This window comes from Amycolatopsis stemonae, assembly GCF_054781455.1.
Map to the genome: position 1 here is coordinate 370,019 of NZ_BAAGUJ010000005.1, position 17,209 is coordinate 387,227.

General features: G+C 73.5%; 16 protein-coding genes. 6 read left to right on the forward strand and 10 right to left on the reverse strand.

Annotation, left to right across the window (positions count from 1 at the left end):
* Positions 1-51 precede the first annotated feature (51 nt).
* Complete coding sequence (locus tag ACYVLJ_RS21110) at positions 52-3,672, forward strand: nSTAND1 domain-containing NTPase (protein WP_460439954.1); 3,621 nt, start codon at positions 52-54, stop codon at positions 3,670-3,672.
* Positions 3,673-3,787: 115 nt separating this feature from the next.
* Here the strand turns inward: ACYVLJ_RS21110 and ACYVLJ_RS21115 are convergent, their stop codons facing one another.
* The 6 genes from ACYVLJ_RS21115 to ACYVLJ_RS21140 all read right to left on the reverse strand — a co-directional run bounded on the left by ACYVLJ_RS21115 (position 3,788) and on the right by ACYVLJ_RS21140 (position 8,188).
* Entirely contained in the window at positions 3,788-4,552 is a 765-nt protein-coding gene (locus ACYVLJ_RS21115; protein WP_460439955.1) for an SDR family NAD(P)-dependent oxidoreductase, read from the reverse strand.
* Between the two features lies 1 nt (position 4,553).
* On the reverse strand, positions 4,554-5,258 hold the full coding sequence (locus tag ACYVLJ_RS21120) for a class I SAM-dependent methyltransferase (protein ID WP_451980873.1): 705 nt from the start codon (positions 5,256-5,258) through the stop codon (positions 4,554-4,556).
* A gap of 18 nt (positions 5,259-5,276) precedes the next feature.
* Positions 5,277-5,999: a cupin domain-containing protein gene (locus ACYVLJ_RS21125; RefSeq protein ID WP_460439956.1), complete on the reverse strand. Its 723-nt coding sequence runs from the start codon at positions 5,997-5,999 to the stop codon at positions 5,277-5,279.
* A gap of 10 nt (positions 6,000-6,009) precedes the next feature.
* On the reverse strand, positions 6,010-6,567 hold the full coding sequence (locus tag ACYVLJ_RS21130) for a TetR/AcrR family transcriptional regulator (protein ID WP_460439957.1): 558 nt from the start codon (positions 6,565-6,567) through the stop codon (positions 6,010-6,012).
* An 82-nt stretch (positions 6,568-6,649) separates the two neighbouring features.
* A complete protein-coding gene (locus tag ACYVLJ_RS21135) occupies positions 6,650-7,369 on the reverse strand; it encodes a hypothetical protein (RefSeq protein WP_451980882.1) in 720 nt (239 codons plus the stop codon).
* A gap of 147 nt (positions 7,370-7,516) precedes the next feature.
* Positions 7,517-8,188 (reverse strand): TetR/AcrR family transcriptional regulator, encoded by a 672-nt coding sequence (locus tag ACYVLJ_RS21140; protein WP_460439958.1) that lies wholly within the window; start codon positions 8,186-8,188, stop codon positions 7,517-7,519.
* A 114-nt stretch (positions 8,189-8,302) separates the two neighbouring features.
* On the opposite strand from ACYVLJ_RS21140, the gene ACYVLJ_RS21145 reads away from it, so the two are divergent.
* Positions 8,303-9,520 carry an oxygenase MpaB family protein gene (locus ACYVLJ_RS21145; RefSeq protein WP_460439959.1) on the forward strand — a complete coding sequence of 406 codons (1,218 nt, stop codon included), beginning with the start codon at positions 8,303-8,305 and terminating at the stop codon, positions 9,518-9,520.
* 4 nt (positions 9,521-9,524) lie between these two features.
* On the opposite strand, the gene ACYVLJ_RS21150 is transcribed toward ACYVLJ_RS21145, so the two are convergent.
* Positions 9,525-10,820 carry an MFS transporter gene (locus ACYVLJ_RS21150; RefSeq protein WP_460439960.1) on the reverse strand — a complete coding sequence of 432 codons (1,296 nt, stop codon included), beginning with the start codon at positions 10,818-10,820 and terminating at the stop codon, positions 9,525-9,527.
* Positions 10,821-10,824: 4 nt separating this feature from the next.
* Positions 10,825-11,685, reverse strand: a complete 861-nt coding sequence (locus ACYVLJ_RS21155; protein WP_460439961.1) for a MurR/RpiR family transcriptional regulator — start codon at positions 11,683-11,685, stop codon at positions 10,825-10,827.
* Between the two features lie 42 nt (positions 11,686-11,727).
* Between ACYVLJ_RS21155 and ACYVLJ_RS21160 the strand changes: the two genes are divergently transcribed.
* Complete coding sequence (locus ACYVLJ_RS21160) at positions 11,728-13,170, forward strand: aromatic amino acid ammonia-lyase (RefSeq protein WP_460439962.1); 1,443 nt, start codon at positions 11,728-11,730, stop codon at positions 13,168-13,170.
* A gap of 4 nt (positions 13,171-13,174) precedes the next feature.
* Here ACYVLJ_RS21160 and ACYVLJ_RS21165 read toward each other — a convergent pair whose 3' ends face one another.
* A complete protein-coding gene (locus ACYVLJ_RS21165) occupies positions 13,175-14,212 on the reverse strand; it encodes an epoxide hydrolase family protein (protein ID WP_460439963.1) in 1,038 nt (345 codons plus the stop codon).
* Between the two features lie 37 nt (positions 14,213-14,249).
* Here ACYVLJ_RS21165 and ACYVLJ_RS21170 point away from each other — a divergent pair, with 37 nt between their 5' ends.
* Entirely contained in the window at positions 14,250-14,810 is a 561-nt protein-coding gene (locus ACYVLJ_RS21170) for a TetR/AcrR family transcriptional regulator (protein WP_460439964.1), read from the forward strand.
* A gap of 35 nt (positions 14,811-14,845) precedes the next feature.
* On the forward strand, positions 14,846-15,841 hold the full coding sequence (locus tag ACYVLJ_RS21175) for a zinc-binding alcohol dehydrogenase family protein (RefSeq protein ID WP_460440192.1): 996 nt from the start codon (positions 14,846-14,848) through the stop codon (positions 15,839-15,841).
* Here the strand turns inward: ACYVLJ_RS21175 and ACYVLJ_RS21180 are convergent.
* Positions 15,810-16,751 (reverse strand): TerC family protein, encoded by a 942-nt coding sequence (locus tag ACYVLJ_RS21180; protein ID WP_460439965.1) that lies wholly within the window; start codon positions 16,749-16,751, stop codon positions 15,810-15,812. The two genes, ACYVLJ_RS21175 and ACYVLJ_RS21180, sit on opposite strands and share 32 nt — an antisense overlap.
* 188 nt (positions 16,752-16,939) lie before the next feature.
* Between ACYVLJ_RS21180 and ACYVLJ_RS21185 the strand changes: the two genes are divergently transcribed.
* Entirely contained in the window at positions 16,940-17,209 is a 270-nt protein-coding gene (locus ACYVLJ_RS21185; protein ID WP_451980909.1) for a helix-turn-helix transcriptional regulator, read from the forward strand.

Here is a 17,209-nt window from a genome sequence, read left to right on the forward strand (position 1 = left end):
GGCCGGCCGCGGTTCGGCGGCGGGAACGTCGTCGAGGCTGGACAGGGAATCGTGGCTGAGCAGGACATCCGGGCGCCCTTCGGCCGCGAACTGCGGCGCATCCGCACCGCGCGGGGCCTTTCGCTCGCCCGGCTCGCCGAGATCACGCACTACAGCAAGGGCTACCTGAGCAAGATCGAGAACGGCGCGAAGCCGGCGTCCGCCGAGCTGGCCGGCCGCCTCGACGACGTCCTCGACGCCGGGGGCCACCTCGTGCGCCTGCTGGCGGCCGTGCCCGGCCCACCGCGCGCCGACGTCTGCCCGTACCGCGGCCTGGCCGCCTTCCAAGAGGCCGACGCGCAGTGGTTCTTCGGGCGTGAGGAGACGACCGGGGAGATCCTCGGCGCGGTCGCCGGCGCCCTGCGCAACGGCAAACCGGCCGTGCTGGTCGGGCCCTCGGGCGTCGGCAAGTCGTCCCTGGTGCACGCGGCGCTGCTGCCGGCACTGGCCCGCGACGCCCTGCCCGGGTCGGCGGGCTGGCCCGTGCTGACGATGACGCCGACCGCGGACCCCGGCGCCGAGCTCGCCCGCCGCGCCGGCACCGTGCCCACGACCCCGGCCGAGCGGATCGTGCTCGTCGTCGACCAGTTCGAAGAGCTGTTCACCCTCTGCCCGGACGAGAGCGAACGTGCCGCGTTCGTCCGCGCGCTCGCCGGGATCGCCGCGACCGGCCGCGCGCTCGTCGTGCTCGCGTTGCGCGCCGACTTCTACGACCGCTGCCTGGCCTACCCGGACCTGCTCGAAGCGTTGCGCGGCAACCAGGTCACGGTCGGCCCGATGACCGGGACGCAGCTGCGCGCCGCGATCTCCCGGCCCGCCGAGCTGGCCGGGCTGACGCTGGAACCGGGCCTCGTCGACGTCCTGCTCGCCGAGGTCGGGCCGGGCTCGCTGCCGCTGCTGTCCCACGCCCTGCTGGCGACCTGGCAGGAACGCGAAGGCACCACGCTCACCGTCGCGGGGTACCGCCGGACCGGCGGCATCGGCAACGCCGTCGCCGAGACCGCCGAGCGCGCCTACGCCGAGCTGCCCGCCGAGGCCCGGGACGCGGCGCGCGCGTTGCTGCTGCACCTGGTGCGCGTCGGCGAGCAGGAGCAGGACTCCCGCCGCCCGGCCGGGCGCGCCGCGCTGGGGAGGCAGCTGCCCGACCCCGGCCACGTCGAGACCGCCGTCGAGGCGTTCGCCGCCGCCCGCCTGCTGACCGTCGACGGCGAGACCGTGACGATCGCGCACGAGGCGCTGCTGCACGCCTGGCCGCGGCTGCACGACTGGATCGAGTCCGACCGCTCCGGCCTCCGGCTGCACCAGCAGCTGCGCGAGGCCGCCGAAGCCTGGGACCGCGAGCGGCGCGACCCGGGCCTGCTCTACCGCGGCGCCCGGCTGGAGCTCACGTCCGGCTGGGCGGCCGGGCACCGGTCCCGGCTCGGCGAGGTCGAACACGACTTCCTGGCCGCCGCCCGCGCCGAGGAGGACGGCGGCCGGCTCGCCGCCCGGCGGCGGACCCGGCGGCTGCGGCGGCTCGTCGCCGGGCTCACCGCGATGACGCTGCTCGCGGTCACCGCCACGGTCGTCGCCGTCGAACAGGGCGGCGCCGCGACCCGCCAGCGCGACCTGGCGATCTCCCGCGCGGTCGCCGGGCAGGCGGGCGACCTGCGCTCCACCGACCCGGCCCTCGCGACCCGCCTCAGCCTGGCCGCCTACCGGATCGCCGACACCCCGGAGGCCCGCAGCGCCGTGCTCGCGTCCTCCGGGTCCACGCCGGTGCGGCAGCTGGCCGGGCAGCCGGGGTCGATCACGAAGATCGTCACGACCCCGGACGGCCGGACGGTCGTCACGACGGGGGACGACGGCTCGGCCCGCGTCTGGTCCGTGACCGCCGGCGACACGCTCGCCCCGGTCGCGACCATCCCCGGTCCGGAGCAGCTCACGACGCTCGCGCTCGCGGGCACGCTGCTGGCGAAGACCGGCGAGTCCGGGAGCACCCGGCTGTGGCGGCTGGGCGCGCAGCCGGTCGCGCTGGGGTCCGTTCCGGACGGCCCGCCGGTCGAATCCGCCGCGTTCGGGGACGACGGCAAGGTGCTCGCCCTGGGCCGCGCCGACGGGACGATCTCGGTGTGGGACACCACCGATCCCGCGAAGCCCGCCGCGCTCGGCGTCCTGACCGGGCACACCGGCAAGGTCGCCGGCTTGGCGTTCGCGCCGCACGCGCGGGTGCTGCTCAGCGGCGGCGAGGACTTCACGGCCCGGCTTTGGGACCTGACCGGTCCGGCCCGCACCGGCGTCGTCCTGGCCACGAAGCTCGCCGCGGTCCGGTCGGTCGCGTTCGGCCCGGACGGCCACGCCGTCGTCGCCAGTGACGACCACACGGCCGATCTCTGGGCCCCGGCCGGGCCGGCGCACCTCGTCCGGACCGGCCCGCTGGCCGAGGACACCATGTCCGTGCACCACTTCACGTTCGGCCCGGACGGCCGGACCATCGCCGCGGTCGGCGACGACCAGACCGTCCGGCTGTGGGACGTCGACGGCACGGCGATCACCACGCTGCACGTCCCCGCGCCCGCCCGCGGCGCGGCGTTCGCCGACGGCGGGCGGCTGCTCGTGACCGGCGACGACGTCGGCGGGCTCTGGCTCTGGCGCCTGCCGCCGCCGATGTTCTCCCGCGCCGCCGGTGTCGACTCGCTCGCGTACCGCCCGGGCACCGGCACCCTCGCGCTCGGCGAGGAGGACGGCACGGTGGAACTGCGTGACGGCACCACGTTCACGCGGCTGCCCGCCGGGAACGCGCCGGTCCGCGCGGTCGGGTTCAGCCCCGACGGCACCCTGCTCGCGGCCGCGGGGGAGGACGGCGCCGTCCGGCTGTGGAGCACGGCCGGGCTCGCCCCGCTGGCGACGTTCACCCCCGGCGACAAGCAGCTCGAGGCCCTCGCGTTCGCCCCGTCCGGCCGCGAACTGGCCGTCGGCGGCGACAGCCAGGTGATCGGCCTCTGGTCGATCGCGGACCCGCGCTCCCCGGCGCCGCTGGCGCGGCTGGCCGGGCACAACAACATCATCCGGGGGCTCGCGTTCGCGCCGGACGGGCGGCGGCTGGCCAGCGCGAGCGACGACTACAGCGCCCGCCTGTGGGACGTCCACGACCCGGCCCACCCGGGCGAGGGCGTGAAGATCCCCTGGCAGGCCAACGCGATCAACACGGTCGCCTTCACCCCGGACGGCCGCACGCTGGCGACCGGCGGCGACGACCACACGGTCCGGCTCTGGGACGTCACGGGTCCGCAGCCGGCGGCGCTGGCCGTGCTCACCCAGGCGAGCTCGGTGCAGCGGGTGGCGTTCAGCCCGGACGGCCGGCAGGTCGCGACCGTGGCCGTGGACGGCTCGGCCCGCCTGTGGGACCTGGCCGACCCCCGCAACCCGGCCCCGACGGCGACGTTCGCCGGCCACACCGGCCTCGCGGCGGCGCTCGCGTTCGCCCCGGGCGGCGGCGAGCTGGCGACGGGCAGCGAGGACAAGGCGGTCCGGTTCTGGCAGACCAGCCCGGAAGCAGCCGCGGCGCGGATCTGCGAGCTGGCCGGCCCGGCGCTGACGCCGCAGGAGTGGGACCAGTACGTCGAAGGCGCGCCGTTCCGCACGCTCTGCTGACCCGGGTTTCGACGGTGCTCGAAAGGGTTGCCCGCGACGGCGGGCGCCCCCGATGATCACGCCCGGGGGAGGACGCTGCGGCCGTGCCGGGATTCCCGGTGCGGCCGCAGCTGGTTCAGCGCAGGTGGGACGCGCCGTTGACGTCGAGGACGGCGCCGGAGCTCCACCTCGCCTCCGGTGAGGCGAGGTGGACGATCGCCGCCGCGACGTCCTCGGCCGTGCCGACCCGGCCGAACGGGCTCTGCTCCCGCAGCCTGTCGCCGCGCGGGCCGGCGAGGGCCTGCTCCTGGCGTTCGGTCGCGATGAACCCCGGCGCGACCGACGTCACCGAAATCCCGTGCGGCGCCAAGGCGATCGCCATCGACTGGCCGAACGCCTGCAGCGCCGCCTTGCTCGCCCCGTAGGCCGGGTGCTCGGGTTCGCCGCGGAACGCGCCACGCGAGCCGACGTTCACGATGCTGCCCGGCCGGCCCGCCTCGATCAGGTGCTGCGCCACCGCCCAGGTGACGTTCGCGGCGCCGAGGAGGTTGACCTCGACGGTCCGCCGCCAGACCTCCACCCACCGGTCGTAGCCGACTTCGGCGACGGCGTGCCGGGTCCGCTCGGCCGGGGCCTGGGCGGCGTTGTTGACCAGGACGTCGACCCGGCCGAGCGCCGCGACCGCCTCGTCGGCGACCCGCCGCGCTGCGGCCGGGTCGCCCAGGTCGCCGGGCAGGCACGTGTGGCCGGACCCCGCCAGCTCGCCCAACGTCGTTTCGGCGTCCTCGCGGCGCGTGCCGTAGTGGACCGCCACGCGGTAGCCGCGGGCCGCGAACGCCCGGGCGGTGGCCCGGCCGATGCCGCGCGAACCGCCGGTCACGAGCACGCCTTTCCCGGTCATCTCAACGGGCCTCGAGGACGAAGTGGACGAAACTCGGGAAGGTGTCGAGGATCGGGAAGTCCTCGGGGTAGCGCTCCTGGGCGGCCGGCACCGGCCGGGGTTCCCTGATGACGGCGATCCCGAAGCCGGCCGCGGTGAAGGCGTCGGTCATCGCGTGCAGGGGCCGGTGCCAGAAGGCCATCGGAACGCGCCGGCCGCCCATCGTCCAGTCCTCGGTCCACTCGTAGGTCGCGAAGTAGTCGGGCCGGGGCCCGGCCGCGCGGTGCAGGAGGTTGATCGCGAACGGGTGGTCGACCGACACGATGAGCCGCCCGCCGGCCCGCAGCACCCGCCGCAGTTCGGCGAGCGGCGGCGTCCAGTCCCGCAGGTAGTGCAGCACCAGGGACGCCACGACGTCGTCGAACGAGCCGTCGGCGAAGGGCAGGGGCTCGGCCAGGTCGGCGACCCGCAGGTCCGCGTCCTCGCCGAGCCGCTGCCGGGCCTGGGCCAGCATCCCCGCGCTGCTGTCGAAGCCGCTCACGACCGCGCCCCGGGAGCGCAGCTGCGCGGCCAGCAGGCCCGAGCCGCAGCCGGCGTCGAGGATCCGCCGCCCGGCCACGTCCCCGGCGAGGTCCAAGGTCGCCGGCCGCTCGTAGTAGGCGTTCATCAGGCTGGTTTCGTTCTCGGCCGTGTAAGCCTCGGCGAAACCGTCGTAACCGGTGGCCATGCGGCCATCCTGGCACAGCTAGCTTTCGAGCGGGTCCAGGCGCGGGGTCTCGCCCGGCCCAGCGGGGAAGTGGGCGAGGAACGTGACGCCCTCTTCCTGGGCGTCGAAGCGGGCGATCCGGGCCGCTTCCGGTTCGTAGAAGACGTCGCCGGGGGTGAGCACCGCCTCGGGTTCGCCCTCGATCTGGTAGACGGCCGAACCGGTCTCGATGCTGCCGAACACCGGTCCATTGTGGACGTGCAGGCCGGAGCCGTGGTCCGGGGCGATGGTGATGCGGCGGATCTCGACGTGGTCGACCAGGCGCGGTGCCGGGAGCTGCTGCTCCATGACCAGCGTCCGCGTGACGGGCGGGGTGGGGACGGGGGCGGGTTCGGCGCCGGCCACCGGCTCGCCGAGCTCGGTTCCCGTGCCGTCTTCGGGGATTTCTTCGATGGCCAGGTGCGTCATCGCGGTGGTGTCGGTGGCGCCGTGCCAGTGCCACTCGCCGGCGGCGACGCGGACCGTGTCGCCGGCCCGGACCAGCCGGGCCGCACCGCCGCGGCACTGGACGTACCCGGTGCCTTCGGTGACGACGAGGACCTGGCCGAGCGGGTGCCGGTGCCAGCGCGTGCGGGCGCCCGGCGCGAACTGCACGCGGTCGACCCGGGTGCGCGACGGCCCGGACGGGACGGCGAGCGAGGTGATCCACGCGCTGCCGGTGACCGCGCCGGCGGGTGCGGGGGTGCTGGGGCGGACGGGCACGAAGGACTCCTCAGTGGGTGACGAGCAGGGCGAGGACACCGGAAACGGCCCGGTCGAACGGTTCGGGGGAGTTCGCGGCGCGAGCCAGCACGTAGCCGCCCTGCAGGACGGCGACGACGGTGGCGGCCAGGGCGGCGGGATCGAGGTCCGCGGGCAGCTCACCCGCGGCCCGGCCGTCGTCGAGGACCTCGGCGAGGCGGGCCTGGAGCCGGGTGAGCGTCTCGTCGACGGGTGCGCGCAGTTCGGGGTCGGCGACGACCTCCGGGTCCTGGGTGAGCCGGCCGATGGGGCACCCCCGCAGCACTTCGCGCTCGCGGCGCAGGTACGCGGTGATCCGCTCGACGGCGGTCCCGGGCCGGCCCAGCTGGGCTTCGGCCGCGGCGAGCAGCTCGTCCGCGCTGCGCCGCACGGCCGCCAGGGCGAGCTCCCGCTTGCCGCTGAAGTGGTGGTACATGCTGCCCTGGCCGGCGCCGGCGCGCTGCTGGATGGCCTTGGGGCTGGTGCCGACGTAGCCGCGTTCCCACAGCAGCTCCCGCGTGCTGTCGACGAGCTGGTCCCGGGTGTCCATGCCGGTACTGTACATACCAGTAGGTACAGAATCCAGCGAGAAAAACGGCGAGCCCGGAGCCGGGCTCGCCGTTCCGCCGGTGTCAGGCGCCGGGGCCCGAGTAGATGTCCGCCTTCGCGGGCTCCTTGACCGGCGCCGGCTTGTCCCAGTCGGCGAAGTCGATCGTGCCGGTCTTGGGCTGCACGATGCGCAGCAGGTAGTGCGGCTCGGTGGTGGACACCGTGGCGGTGCCCTCCGAGCTGCTGTAGGTCTGGGCCGTCACGCCGGCCGGCTGGCCTTCGGTGAAGGTCGTCGTGGCCAGCTGCCCGACCGTGTTGTCGGTGAACGTCTTGTAGTCCATGAACTCCTTGAAGGCCTCGCCGATGCCGGCCCCGATCTTGGCGGTCGAGGGCACCCACTTGTCCTTGAGGAGCTTGGCCGCGCTGGAGGGCACGCCGGCTTCCTTGATCAGCGAGTCGGTGAAGCGGAAGTAGTACTTGTCGCCGACGCGCAGCACCGGGATCTCGATGCCGTCCTTGACCACGGTGCCGCTCGCGCTGTCCTGGTTGAGCTGCAGGTCCAGGTTGATGGTGCCTTCCTGGGTGATGGTGCCCCGGACGTGCACGGCGGAGGCCTTCTTGGCGGCGTCGGCGACGGCCTGGCCGACCTTGGCGGCGTCGAGGCCGGCGGGCGCGGCGGTCGACGACGGCGCGGCGGCGGCGGACGAGGTGTCGGCGGCCGGCGCGGTGGTGCCGGAAGTGCTGGAGCAGGCCGCGCAGAGAGCGGCGACAGCGACGAGTGCCGCCAGGTGAAGACGAGGCATCGGAGTCCGTTCGTGAAGGGTCCGGGCGTCCCGGACACGAACGGTGTATCGACCGAACGGGTGATCCGTTACAGCTGGTCATCAGCCGTGGGGCTTGCCGATGGGGAGCGCGGCAGGCATCCCGCAGATCGACCGGCCGGGCCGCGGTCAGGCTTCGAGCATGGGCACGAGGTAGCGGCGCGCGAGGATGGCCAGCTGCTCGTCGTCGTCGAGGTCGATGACGTGGCTCGGGATCGCCAGGAACGACGCGGACAGCCGGACCATCAGCTCGGCCACGACGTCGGGGTCGAGCGCGGCCGGCACCGTCCCGGCGTGCTGCTCCTGCCGGAGCTGGCCGGCCACGAACTCCCGCACGGTCGCGAGGGTCCGCCCGTCGTCGGTGATCATGGACGACGCGAGCAGGCCCGGTTCCGCGGCGATGAGCCCGCCGATCAGCGGGTTGCCGCGGATGGCGCGCAGCGAGCTGACGAAGCCGAGCACCACCCGGTCGGCGACCGTCTCGGCCTGCTTGATCTCGACGAGGAACCGGTCGAAGTAGCGGCGGTACTCCCGGCGCACCACGTGTTCGACGAGCGTGTCCTTCGTGGCGAACCGCCGGTAGACCGTGATGCGCGAGAGCCCGGCGCGCTTGGCGACGTCTTCCATCGTGGAGCGCTGGATGCCCATCCGGCAGAACTGCTCGTAGGCCGCGTCGAGCACCCGGACGCGGATCCGGTCCGCGTCGTCGACCTGCTCGAGCGCGTCGGTGTAGGCGCGCGCCAGCAGGGATTCCGCGCCGGGCGCGGCGGTGAACGGCGACGCCGCGGGTTCCACAGCCACCTCCTGATCCTGTCAGCTTAGGTCTTGTGACCGGCGCCCCGGCATGGTCTGATACAGAGTGCCAGATCGCGTATCAGAGTATCACCGGTGATCTCAGCTCCGGGAGGAGAAGCGATGGCCAAGGACGAAGTCAGCCGCCGGCTCGCGTTGAAGCGCGGTGGGGCGCTGAGCATCCTGGGCGCGGTGACGGTGGCGTCGCCGGCGTTGTGGACGTGGCCGGCGGAGGCATCGGTCGCCCGCGTCGGGGCGGGCGCGGATCCCCGGTGGGTGTGGGACCCCGAGGCCGACCCGCTGCTCGCGGCCGTCATCGACCGCGGCGACGTGCCGAAGGTCAACGCGCTGCTGCGGACGTGGAAGAAGAACGGCCAGCCCCTGCCGGACGGGCTGCCCGCGGACGTGCACGACTTCGTCGAACGGGCGCGGCAGCTGCCGTCGTGGGCCGACCCGGGCAAGCTGGCCACGTCGTTCGCGTTCACCGAGAAGCGCGGGCTCTACCTCGGCCTGTTGTACGGCCTGGCGAGCGGCATGATCAGCACGGTCATCCCGCACGAGGCCCGCGCGGTGTACTACTCCAAGGGCGGCGCGGCCATGAAGGACCGCATCTCCAAGACCGCCAAGCTCGGCTACGACATCATGACGCGCAACGCCTTCGACCCCGACGGCGAGATGATCGTGACGTGCGTCAAGACGCGGCTCGTGCACGCCGCCGTGCGCCACCTCCTGCCGCGGTCCCCGCAGTGGACGGGCACGGCCGACCAGGCGGTGCCGATCAGCCAGCGCGACCTGCTCGTCACCTGGCACAGCCTGCCCACGACCGTGATGCGGAAGCTGGTCGCGTGGGAGATCCCGATCCCGCGCGCGGAGTCCGAGGCGTACCTGCACTCCTGGCAGCTGACGGCGCACATGCTCGGCGTGGTGGACGAATACATCCCGGCGTCCTGGGCGGAAGCCGACGCGCAGGCCGACCAGGTCCTCACGCCGATCCTGGCCCCGAGCGACGAGGGCATCGAGCTGGCCCGCATCCTGCTCAACCTCGGGTCCACAGTGGACGGTGGCGTGCTGAGCGCGCACGTCCTGGGTGCGTTCACGCGGTACGTGCTGGGTGATCGGATCGCAGGCTGGCTGCGCATCCCGCGCGAACCGGTCTGGGACCCGCTGCTGAGCACGTCCTGGGGCCCGTTCGTCGCGGTCCGCGAAGGACTGCTGCCGTTCCCCCTGGCCCCGGCGGCGTACTGGACCTTCGACGAGTTCCTCCGCCAGGCGGCACTGCTGTTCCTCTCGGAGGGAAAGCCGATCAGCATCGAGATCCCCGAGACCAACCGGCCCTCCTGAAGGGTCAGTCCAGCAACGAGTTCTTCGTCTCCGGGGCCCACAGGACCGACACCACCAGCCCCACGGCGAGGACCAGGGTCAGGATCAGCATCGTCGGGGAGAAGCCGATTCCGTCCAGGGCCAGCGGGAGCAGGAACGTGCCGATCGCCGAGCCCACGCGGCTCAAGCCGTTCAGCAGCCCGACACCCGAGCTGCGCAGGTCCGTCGGGAACAGCTCCGGCGGGTACACCTGGTCGAGGTTGACCGCCGCCGACATGGTGAACGTGAAGACCAGGAACAGCGGGAACAGCAGGGCCGTCGGGGCGTCCGGCCAGACCGCCATCGGGGCCATCGACGCGATCAGCACCGCGAACGACCAGATCGTCAGGCCGCGGCGGGTCATCTTCGCGACCAGCCACAGGCCGCCCAGGCTGCCCAGGAGCAGGAACAGGTTCAGCAGGCCGTCGCTGGTCGTGTCCTCCTCGCCGATGCCGATCTTGAGCAGCACCAGCGGCAGGAACGTGTAGATCGCGAAGTACGGGATGACCTGCGCGTTGTAGAAGATCGCGCCGAACGCCGTGGCACGCCGGTACTTCCGGCCGAACAGCTCCCGGTAGCGGGCGCGCCGCTCCGGGCGGTGCGTGGCGACCAGCCGGTCGAACGCCGTTTCGTCGCCGCGCAGCCGCCGCACCACGGCGCGGGCCTCGTCGAGGCGGCCCTGGGTGAGCAGCCAGCGCGGGGACTCCGGGACGCCGATGCGCAGCAGCACCACGGCGATCGCCGGGACGCAGCTCGTCGCCAGCAGCCAGCGCCACGAGTCGCCGCCGAGAGAAACGAGGTAGTTGCCCAGGAAGAACGCCGCGACGTACCCGACCGTCCACAACACCGTCAGGGACGCGAGCAGCCCGCCGCGGTACCTGCGCGGGACGAACTCGGCCACGAGCGTCGGCCCGAGCGCGTAGTCCGCGCCGATGCCGATGCCGATCAACAGCCGCAACACGAAGAGCTGCACCGGATCCTGGACGAAGAACTCCGCGGCCGACGCGACGGCGATCAGCAGGAAGTCCCAAGTGTAGAGCCGCTGGCGGCCGATCTTGTCCGCCGCCCAGCCGACGAGCACGCTGCCGAGGAAGATCCCGATCAGTGCCGACGCGCCGAGCAGGCCTTCCCAGACCGCGCCGAAGCCCAGCGAAGAGGCGATCACCGGCAGGGCGATGCTGATGATGCCCAGCTCGTAACCGTCGGAGTAGTTGGCGCAGAACGTCAGTGCCGTGATGCGCAGGTGGAACCGGTTGAGGGGGACGTCGTCGAACGCCGTCACAGCCTCACTCGGGGAGGAAGAGGTCGTGCTCTGCGGCATAGTCTTCGAAGCCTTCCAGTCGTTGCCGGGCCGTGGCGCCGGCCGCGTCGGCCATCGCCTCGACCAGTGCCACGGTCAGGGAAACGACCGCGGCGTGGGAGTCGAACACGAACTCCGACGCGACGCCCGCGCTCAGCACGTCGTCGGCGCGGGGGGTCAACGCCGAGACGGGCCGGTCCGTGATGAGGAGCGTGCGCAGCCCCAGCGCGCGGGCGTCTTCGAGGGCGGCCAGGCTCTCCCGCGGGTAGCGGGGGAGCGCGACCAGGACCAGGGACCGCGCGCCGCACCGGTGGGCGTGGCGCAGGGAGTCGCCGAAGACGCTGCCGGAGTCGGTCAGCAGCCGGACGTCCGGGTGGATTTTCGTGGCCAGGTAAGCAAAGGACGCCGCCTGTGCGGCGGAGACGCGGTAGCCGGTCACGACGAGCGGAACGGAGTCCATCAGCCCGGCCGCGATCGTCCGCAGCCGGGTGTCGTCGGCCAGCTGCGCCCGCAGCGCCGTCAGGTTCCGGACGTCGGCGTCGATGGCGTCCTGGAACTTGTTGCCGCCGCACTCGGGTTCGGGTTCGGCCGCCGCCTCGCGCAGGTAGCGGCGGAACCCGGCGTACCCGTCGAAGCCGAGCAACGCGACGAACCGGGTGACCGACGGCTGGCTGACCTGGGCGTACTCGGCGAGCTCGGCGCTGGTGAGCGCCGCGGCCTCGGCCGCGTGGTCGGTCAGGTAGCTGGCGATGCGCCGCTGCGCCGGGGTCAGCCGGTGGGCGGTGAGCAGTTCGTGCAGCGACCGGGACACCCGGGCCTCCGTCCTTGTGTGAATGAGCAGTTTCATGTCACCTTAGGAATGAATGAAAACTTGTCAAGAGAGGTGGCGATGACCGACACGAACCGCATCGAGATCACCGGGACCGGGCTCCGGTGCGCCGACGTGGTGCGCGTGGCCCGGCGCAGCGCGTCGACCGAACTCGGCCCCGACGCGGTGAAGCGGGCCGAGTCGAGCTACCAGCTGGCCGTGGAGCTGGGCGCCAAGCGCGCGGTCTACGGCCGGACGACCGGGGTCGGCGCGAACCGGCACACCGTCGTCGACCCGGAGTCGGCCGACCACCACGGCCTGCGTCTGCTGCGCAGCCACGCGGGCGGGACCGGCGAGCCACTGCCCGACGACGCCGTGCGCGCGATCATGGCGATCCGCCTCAACCAGCTCGCCGCCGGCGGCAGCGGCGTGCACCCGCGGCTGCTGGAAGTGCTGCAGACGGCGTTGCGCGTCGGCGCGCTCCCGCACGTCCACGCGCGCGGCGCCATCGGCACCGGCGACCTCGCCCAGCTCGCCGAGATCGCCCTGACCCTCGCGGGCGAGCTGCCGTGGGCGGCGGGCGACCTCGACCCGGTCGCGATCAGCCCGGGCGACGCGCTCGCGTTCATCTCCAGCAACGCCGCCACCCTCGGCGAGGCCGTGCTGGCCTGGCACGACCTGAGCCGGCTGCTCGCCGCGAGCCACGTCGTCACCGCGCTGACCTTCTGCGCCCTCGGCGGCTCGGCCGAGGCGTACTCGGAGCGCGTCCACGCCGCGCGGCCGCACCCGGGCGCCGTCCGGTGCGCCGCGGAACTGCGCCGCCTGCTCACCGGCGTCGCGGAGGGGCGCCGGTTGCAGGATCCGTTCGGACTGCGGGCTTTTCCCCAGGTGCAGGGCCCGGCACTGGACGCCGCGGCGGCCGTCGAACGGGTGCTGGCCATCGACCTCAACGCCGCCGCGGAGAACCCCCTGATCGACGTCGGGACCGAGCAGGCCTACCACCACGGCCAGTTCTCGACGGCCCACGTCGCGCTGGCGTTCGACCAGCTGCGCGCGGCGCTGCACCACGTCGCGGAGCTGTCGACCGCGCGGCTCGGCGACCTCGTGGAGCCGGACCTGAGCGGCCTGCCGCCGTTCCTGGCCGAGGGCCCGGCGGGCAGCTCGGGCATCATGATCCTCGAGTACGTCGCGCACGACGCCCTGGGCACGCTGCGCCACGCGGCCGCCCCGGTCACGCTCGGCACGGCCGTGATCTCCCGCGGTCTGGAGGACCACGCGAGCTTCTCGACGCACGCGGTCCGCAGCACCGTCGTGGCCACCGCCGCGTACCGGACGGTGCTGGCGTGCGAGCTGCTCGGCGCGGTGCGCGCCCTGCGGATGGCGGACGCGCGGCTGCCGGACACGCCACTGCGGGAAGCGTTCCGCCTCGCCGACGGCGGCCTGCCGCACATCCGGGAAGACCACCCGCTCAGCGCGGAGATCAAGCAGGCCGAGCGCCTGCTGGACCGGCTCGCGGTGCTGTGAGGCTTCAGCCGAGCTCGACCGCGCGGTGGACGTCGGCGGCGTAGGCCTCGGGTTGTTCCCAGGCGGCGAAGTGGCCGCCGGCCGGGTGCGTCACGTAGTCGCGGAGGTTCAGGAACGCCTCGGCGTAGCTCCGCGGTTCGGGCTTGAGGTCGTGCGGGAACACGGACAGCACGGTCGGCGTACCGATCCGGGCGGGGAGGGTGACCGGCTCGGTGTAGGTGGTGAACGACGTGCCGATCGTGCCGCTGACCCAGTACGCGGTGATCCAGGTGAGCAGTTCGTCCGGGGAGAACGCCGGTCCGTCGGACCAGGAATCGAGCTTCTCGGCGAGCCATGCGGCGAGGCCCGCGGGGGAGTCTCCGAGCGCGACGGCGAGGGTGTTCGGCCGCGTCGACTGCGCGGCGATGTAGCCGCCCTCGGCCCGGAACCACTGCGCCGACCGGGCCAGGTAGGCCGCGGCGTCGGGGGCGAGCGCCGCCGGGTCGGCCGTGAGCGCGCGCTGCGGGGCGACGTTGGTCAGGTGCAGGGCCACCACCCGCTCGGGGTGGGCGCCGGCGAGGACTTCCGCGACGGTGCCGCCCACGTCACCGCCCGACAGCGTGTAGCGGGGGTAGCCGAGTTCGGCGAGCGCGCCGGCGACGAGCTCCGCGATCCGGCCGGCCGACATGCCGGGCGCGGTCAGCGGTGCCGCGAACGGGAAGCCCGGCAGTGCGGGCACGACCACGTGCAGGTCCGTGAGCAGCGGCAGGACGCGCTCGAACCGCAGCACCGAGTCCGGCCAGCCGTGCAGCAGCACGACGACCGGGGCCCGGGGATCCCTGGACCGCTGGTGGATCACGCGTAGTTCGGTGCCGCCCACCGGCACGGTCGCCCAGGGAAGCGCGCCGATCCGGCGTTCGTGGGTGGCCCAGTCGTAGCCGCCGGCCCAGTGGTCGAGGAGCTCGTCGAGGCGGGTGCCGGTGATGCCGCGGGTCGCGTCGTCGCTCCAGGGGAGCGCGACCCGTCTGGTCCGCCGGAGTCTTTCCCGTAGTCCGTCCGTCATGTGTACGACGATACACATCATGTGTATGCTCGTACACATGATTGCGCGCGACGCGGCGGCCACCCGGCAGCGGATCCTGGAGCAGGCGAAACGCCAGTTCGCCCGGCACGGGTACACGGCGATCACGGTCAAGGGCGTGGCCGACGCGGCCGGGGTGTCGCCCAACCTCATCACGCGCTACTTCGGCGGCAAGGACGGGCTTTTCCTGGCCGCGGCCCGGGTCGAGATCCCGGTCGCGGACTCCTTCGACGGCGACCGGTCCGCGCTGGGCGCCCGGCTCGCGGCGAGCATCGTCCGGCGCTGGACCGGCGAGCCGGGGGAGGACCCGTTGCTGGTGCTGCAACGCGCGTCCGGGGAACGCGCCGAGGCGGCCGAGGCCCTCGCCGCCTTCCTCGACACGAACTCGCTGGAACCCCTGCACCGGTACCTGCGCGAAAGCGGTCTGGACGACGCGGAAGCCCGCGACCGGGCGGCCGCGATCGACGCCTTCGTGCTCGGCGTCTCGACCCGGCGCCGCGTCCTGCGGGCCGAACTCGGCGACCCCGCGGCGCTCGAGGCCTGGCTGGCCGCCACCATCCAGCGCCTTGCCGACGGCTGATCGTGCGGGATGCTGGCCGCATGACCGCGACGGAAATGCACGCTTGGCGCGTCACCCGGCCCGGGCCGATCGCTTCGGGCCCGCTCGAGTGGGCGCGCGTGCCCGTGCCGCGGCCCGGCACCGGCGAGCTGCTGGTGCGGGTCCTGGTGTGCGGGGTGTGCCGGACGGACCTGCACGTGACCGAAGGCGACCTGCCCGTGCACCGGCCCGGGGTGACGCCGGGGCACGAGGTCGTCGGCGAGGTGGTCGCGCTCGGCGACGACGTCACCGGGTTCGCCGTGGGCGATCGGGCCGGCATCGCGTGGCTGCGATACACGTGCGGGAAGTGCCGGTATTGCCTGCGGGGGCGGGAAAACCTGTGCCCGGACTCGCGCTACACGGGCTGGGACGCGGACGGCGGGTACGCCGAGTACGCCGTCGTCCCGGCCGCGTACGCGCTTTCGTTGCCGGGCGGCTACTCCGACGACGAGCTCGCGCCGCTGCTGTGCGCCGGGCTGATCGGCTACCGCGCGCTCGTGCGGGCCGGGCTGCCCGAGGACGGGAGGCTCGGCATCTACGGCTTCGGCGGCAGCGCGCACCTGACGGCCCAGGTGGCGATCGCGCGCGGGGCGACGGTGCACGTGGTCACCCGCAGCGCCGAAGCCCGGCAGCTGGCGCTCGACCTCGGGGCGGCGTCCGCCCAGGACGGGCCGCCGCCGGAGCCGCTGGACTCGGCGATCCTGTTCGCCCCGGCCGGTGCCCTGGTGCCGCCCGCGCTGGCGGCGCTCGACCGCGGCGGGACGCTCGCCGTCGCGGGCATCCACCTCTCCGACGTGCCCGCCCTGAACTACCAGAGGCACCTGTTCCAGGAACGCCAGATCCGCAGCGTCACGGCGAACACCCGCGAAGACGCGCGGGAGTTCCTGGCCTTCGCGGGCGAGCACCACCTGAGCGTGCGCACGGTGCCGTACGCGCTCGCCGCCGGCCGGCGCGCGCTGGCGGACCTGGCGGCCGACCTCGTCACCGGCGCGGCGGTCCTGCGCGCGACGTGACGTCCGCGCGCGTCCGGAGCAGGCTCGCGGCCACGGCCGTCGCGAGGATCAGGCCGACCACGCCCAGCGACAGCGCCGTCGGGATCTTCCAGACCTCCAGCAGCAGCATCTTCACGCCGACCCAGACCAGCACCAGCGCCAGGCCGAGCTTGAGGTGGACGAAGCGGTGCATGAGGTCGGCGAGCAGGAAGTACAGCGCCCGCAGGCCGAGGATGGCGAAGGCGTTCGACGTGAACACCAGGAACGGTTCCTGCGTCACGGCGAAGATCGCCGGGATCGAGTCGACCGCGAAGACGACGTCCGTGACCTCGATCAGCACCAGCACCGCGAGCAGGGGCGTCGCCACCCAGCGGCCGGCTTCGCGGACGAGGAACTTCTTGCCGTGGTGGACGTCGGTCGACGGGACGAGCTTGCGGAACACGCGCAGGACGACGTTCCGGTCGTAGTCCACCGCCTCCGAGCGGTGCAGCGCCATCCGGATCCCGGTCAGCACCAGGAAAGCGCCGAACACGTAGAGGACCCAGGCGAAGCTCGCGAGCAGCGCGGAGCCGGCGGCGATGAACACCGCCCGGAACACGAGAGCACCGATGACGCCGTAGAACAGGACGCGGTGCTGGTGTTCCCGCGGCACGGCGAAGTAGCCGAAGATGATCGCGAACACGAAGACGTTGTCGACGGCCAAGGACTTCTCGATCACGTACCCGGCGTAGTACTGGCCCGCGAACTCCGCGCCCCAGACCCACCAGACGACGACGCCGAACGCGACGCCCAGAGCGACCCAGACACCGGACCACGCCAGCGCCTCGCGGACGCCGACGACGTGGGCCTTGCGGTGGGCGACGAGGTCGACCGCGAGCATGAGCAGGATGACGCCGAGCACAGCGGCCCAGGCCCAGATCGGGACGGTCACAGCACAGTCCTCCGGTTCGGTGGCGAACCGGAGGTCTTCCCGGCCACCTGGGACAGGTGGCGCCGGCACCGGGTCTGCGCCGGGGCAGCCGGATTGACGATGCCGGACCGGGCGGGTACTCCCCTCCGTCCACTCCAGAATGACGAACTGCGCTTCGTCTGTCAAGTGTGGACGGCTAGGCTGCCCGCATGGCTTCGTGGACGTTCCTGAGCAACCACGCGCACGTCCTGCTGTGCCTGGCCGCCGACCCGGACCGGAAGCTGCACGACATCGCCGAGCGCGTCGGCATCACCGAGCGCGGCGTGCAGCTGATCCTCGCGGACCTGATCGCGGGCGGCTACGTCGAACGCGAGCGCGTGGGCCGGCGCAACCACTACACGATCCACCCGGAAGGACGGCTGCGGCACCCGCTCGAAGCGCACCACCGGGTGGCCGACCTGGTCGCGGCCCTCGGCTGA

Coding starts and splice junctions, on each gene's coding strand:
- ACYVLJ_RS21115 (WP_460439955.1), bottom strand. CDS start 4,552: ATGACCGGGAAAGGCGTGCTCGTGACCGGCGGTTCGCGCGGCATCGGC.
- ACYVLJ_RS21120 (WP_451980873.1), bottom strand. CDS start 5,258: ATGGCCACCGGTTACGACGGTTTCGCCGAGGCTTACACGGCCGAGAAC.
- ACYVLJ_RS21130 (WP_460439957.1), bottom strand. CDS start 6,567: ATGGACACCCGGGACCAGCTCGTCGACAGCACGCGGGAGCTGCTGTGG.
- ACYVLJ_RS21135 (WP_451980882.1), bottom strand. CDS start 7,369: ATGCCTCGTCTTCACCTGGCGGCACTCGTCGCTGTCGCCGCTCTCTGC.
- ACYVLJ_RS21145 (WP_460439959.1), top strand. CDS start 8,303: ATGGCCAAGGACGAAGTCAGCCGCCGGCTCGCGTTGAAGCGCGGTGGG.
- ACYVLJ_RS21155 (WP_460439961.1), bottom strand. CDS start 11,685: ATGAAACTGCTCATTCACACAAGGACGGAGGCCCGGGTGTCCCGGTCG.
- ACYVLJ_RS21160 (WP_460439962.1), top strand. CDS start 11,728: ATGACCGACACGAACCGCATCGAGATCACCGGGACCGGGCTCCGGTGC.
- ACYVLJ_RS21165 (WP_460439963.1), bottom strand. CDS start 14,212: ATGACGGACGGACTACGGGAAAGACTCCGGCGGACCAGACGGGTCGCG.
- ACYVLJ_RS21170 (WP_460439964.1), top strand. CDS start 14,250: ATGATTGCGCGCGACGCGGCGGCCACCCGGCAGCGGATCCTGGAGCAG.
- ACYVLJ_RS21175 (WP_460440192.1), top strand. CDS start 14,846: ATGCACGCTTGGCGCGTCACCCGGCCCGGGCCGATCGCTTCGGGCCCG.
- ACYVLJ_RS21185 (WP_451980909.1), top strand. CDS start 16,940: ATGGCTTCGTGGACGTTCCTGAGCAACCACGCGCACGTCCTGCTGTGC.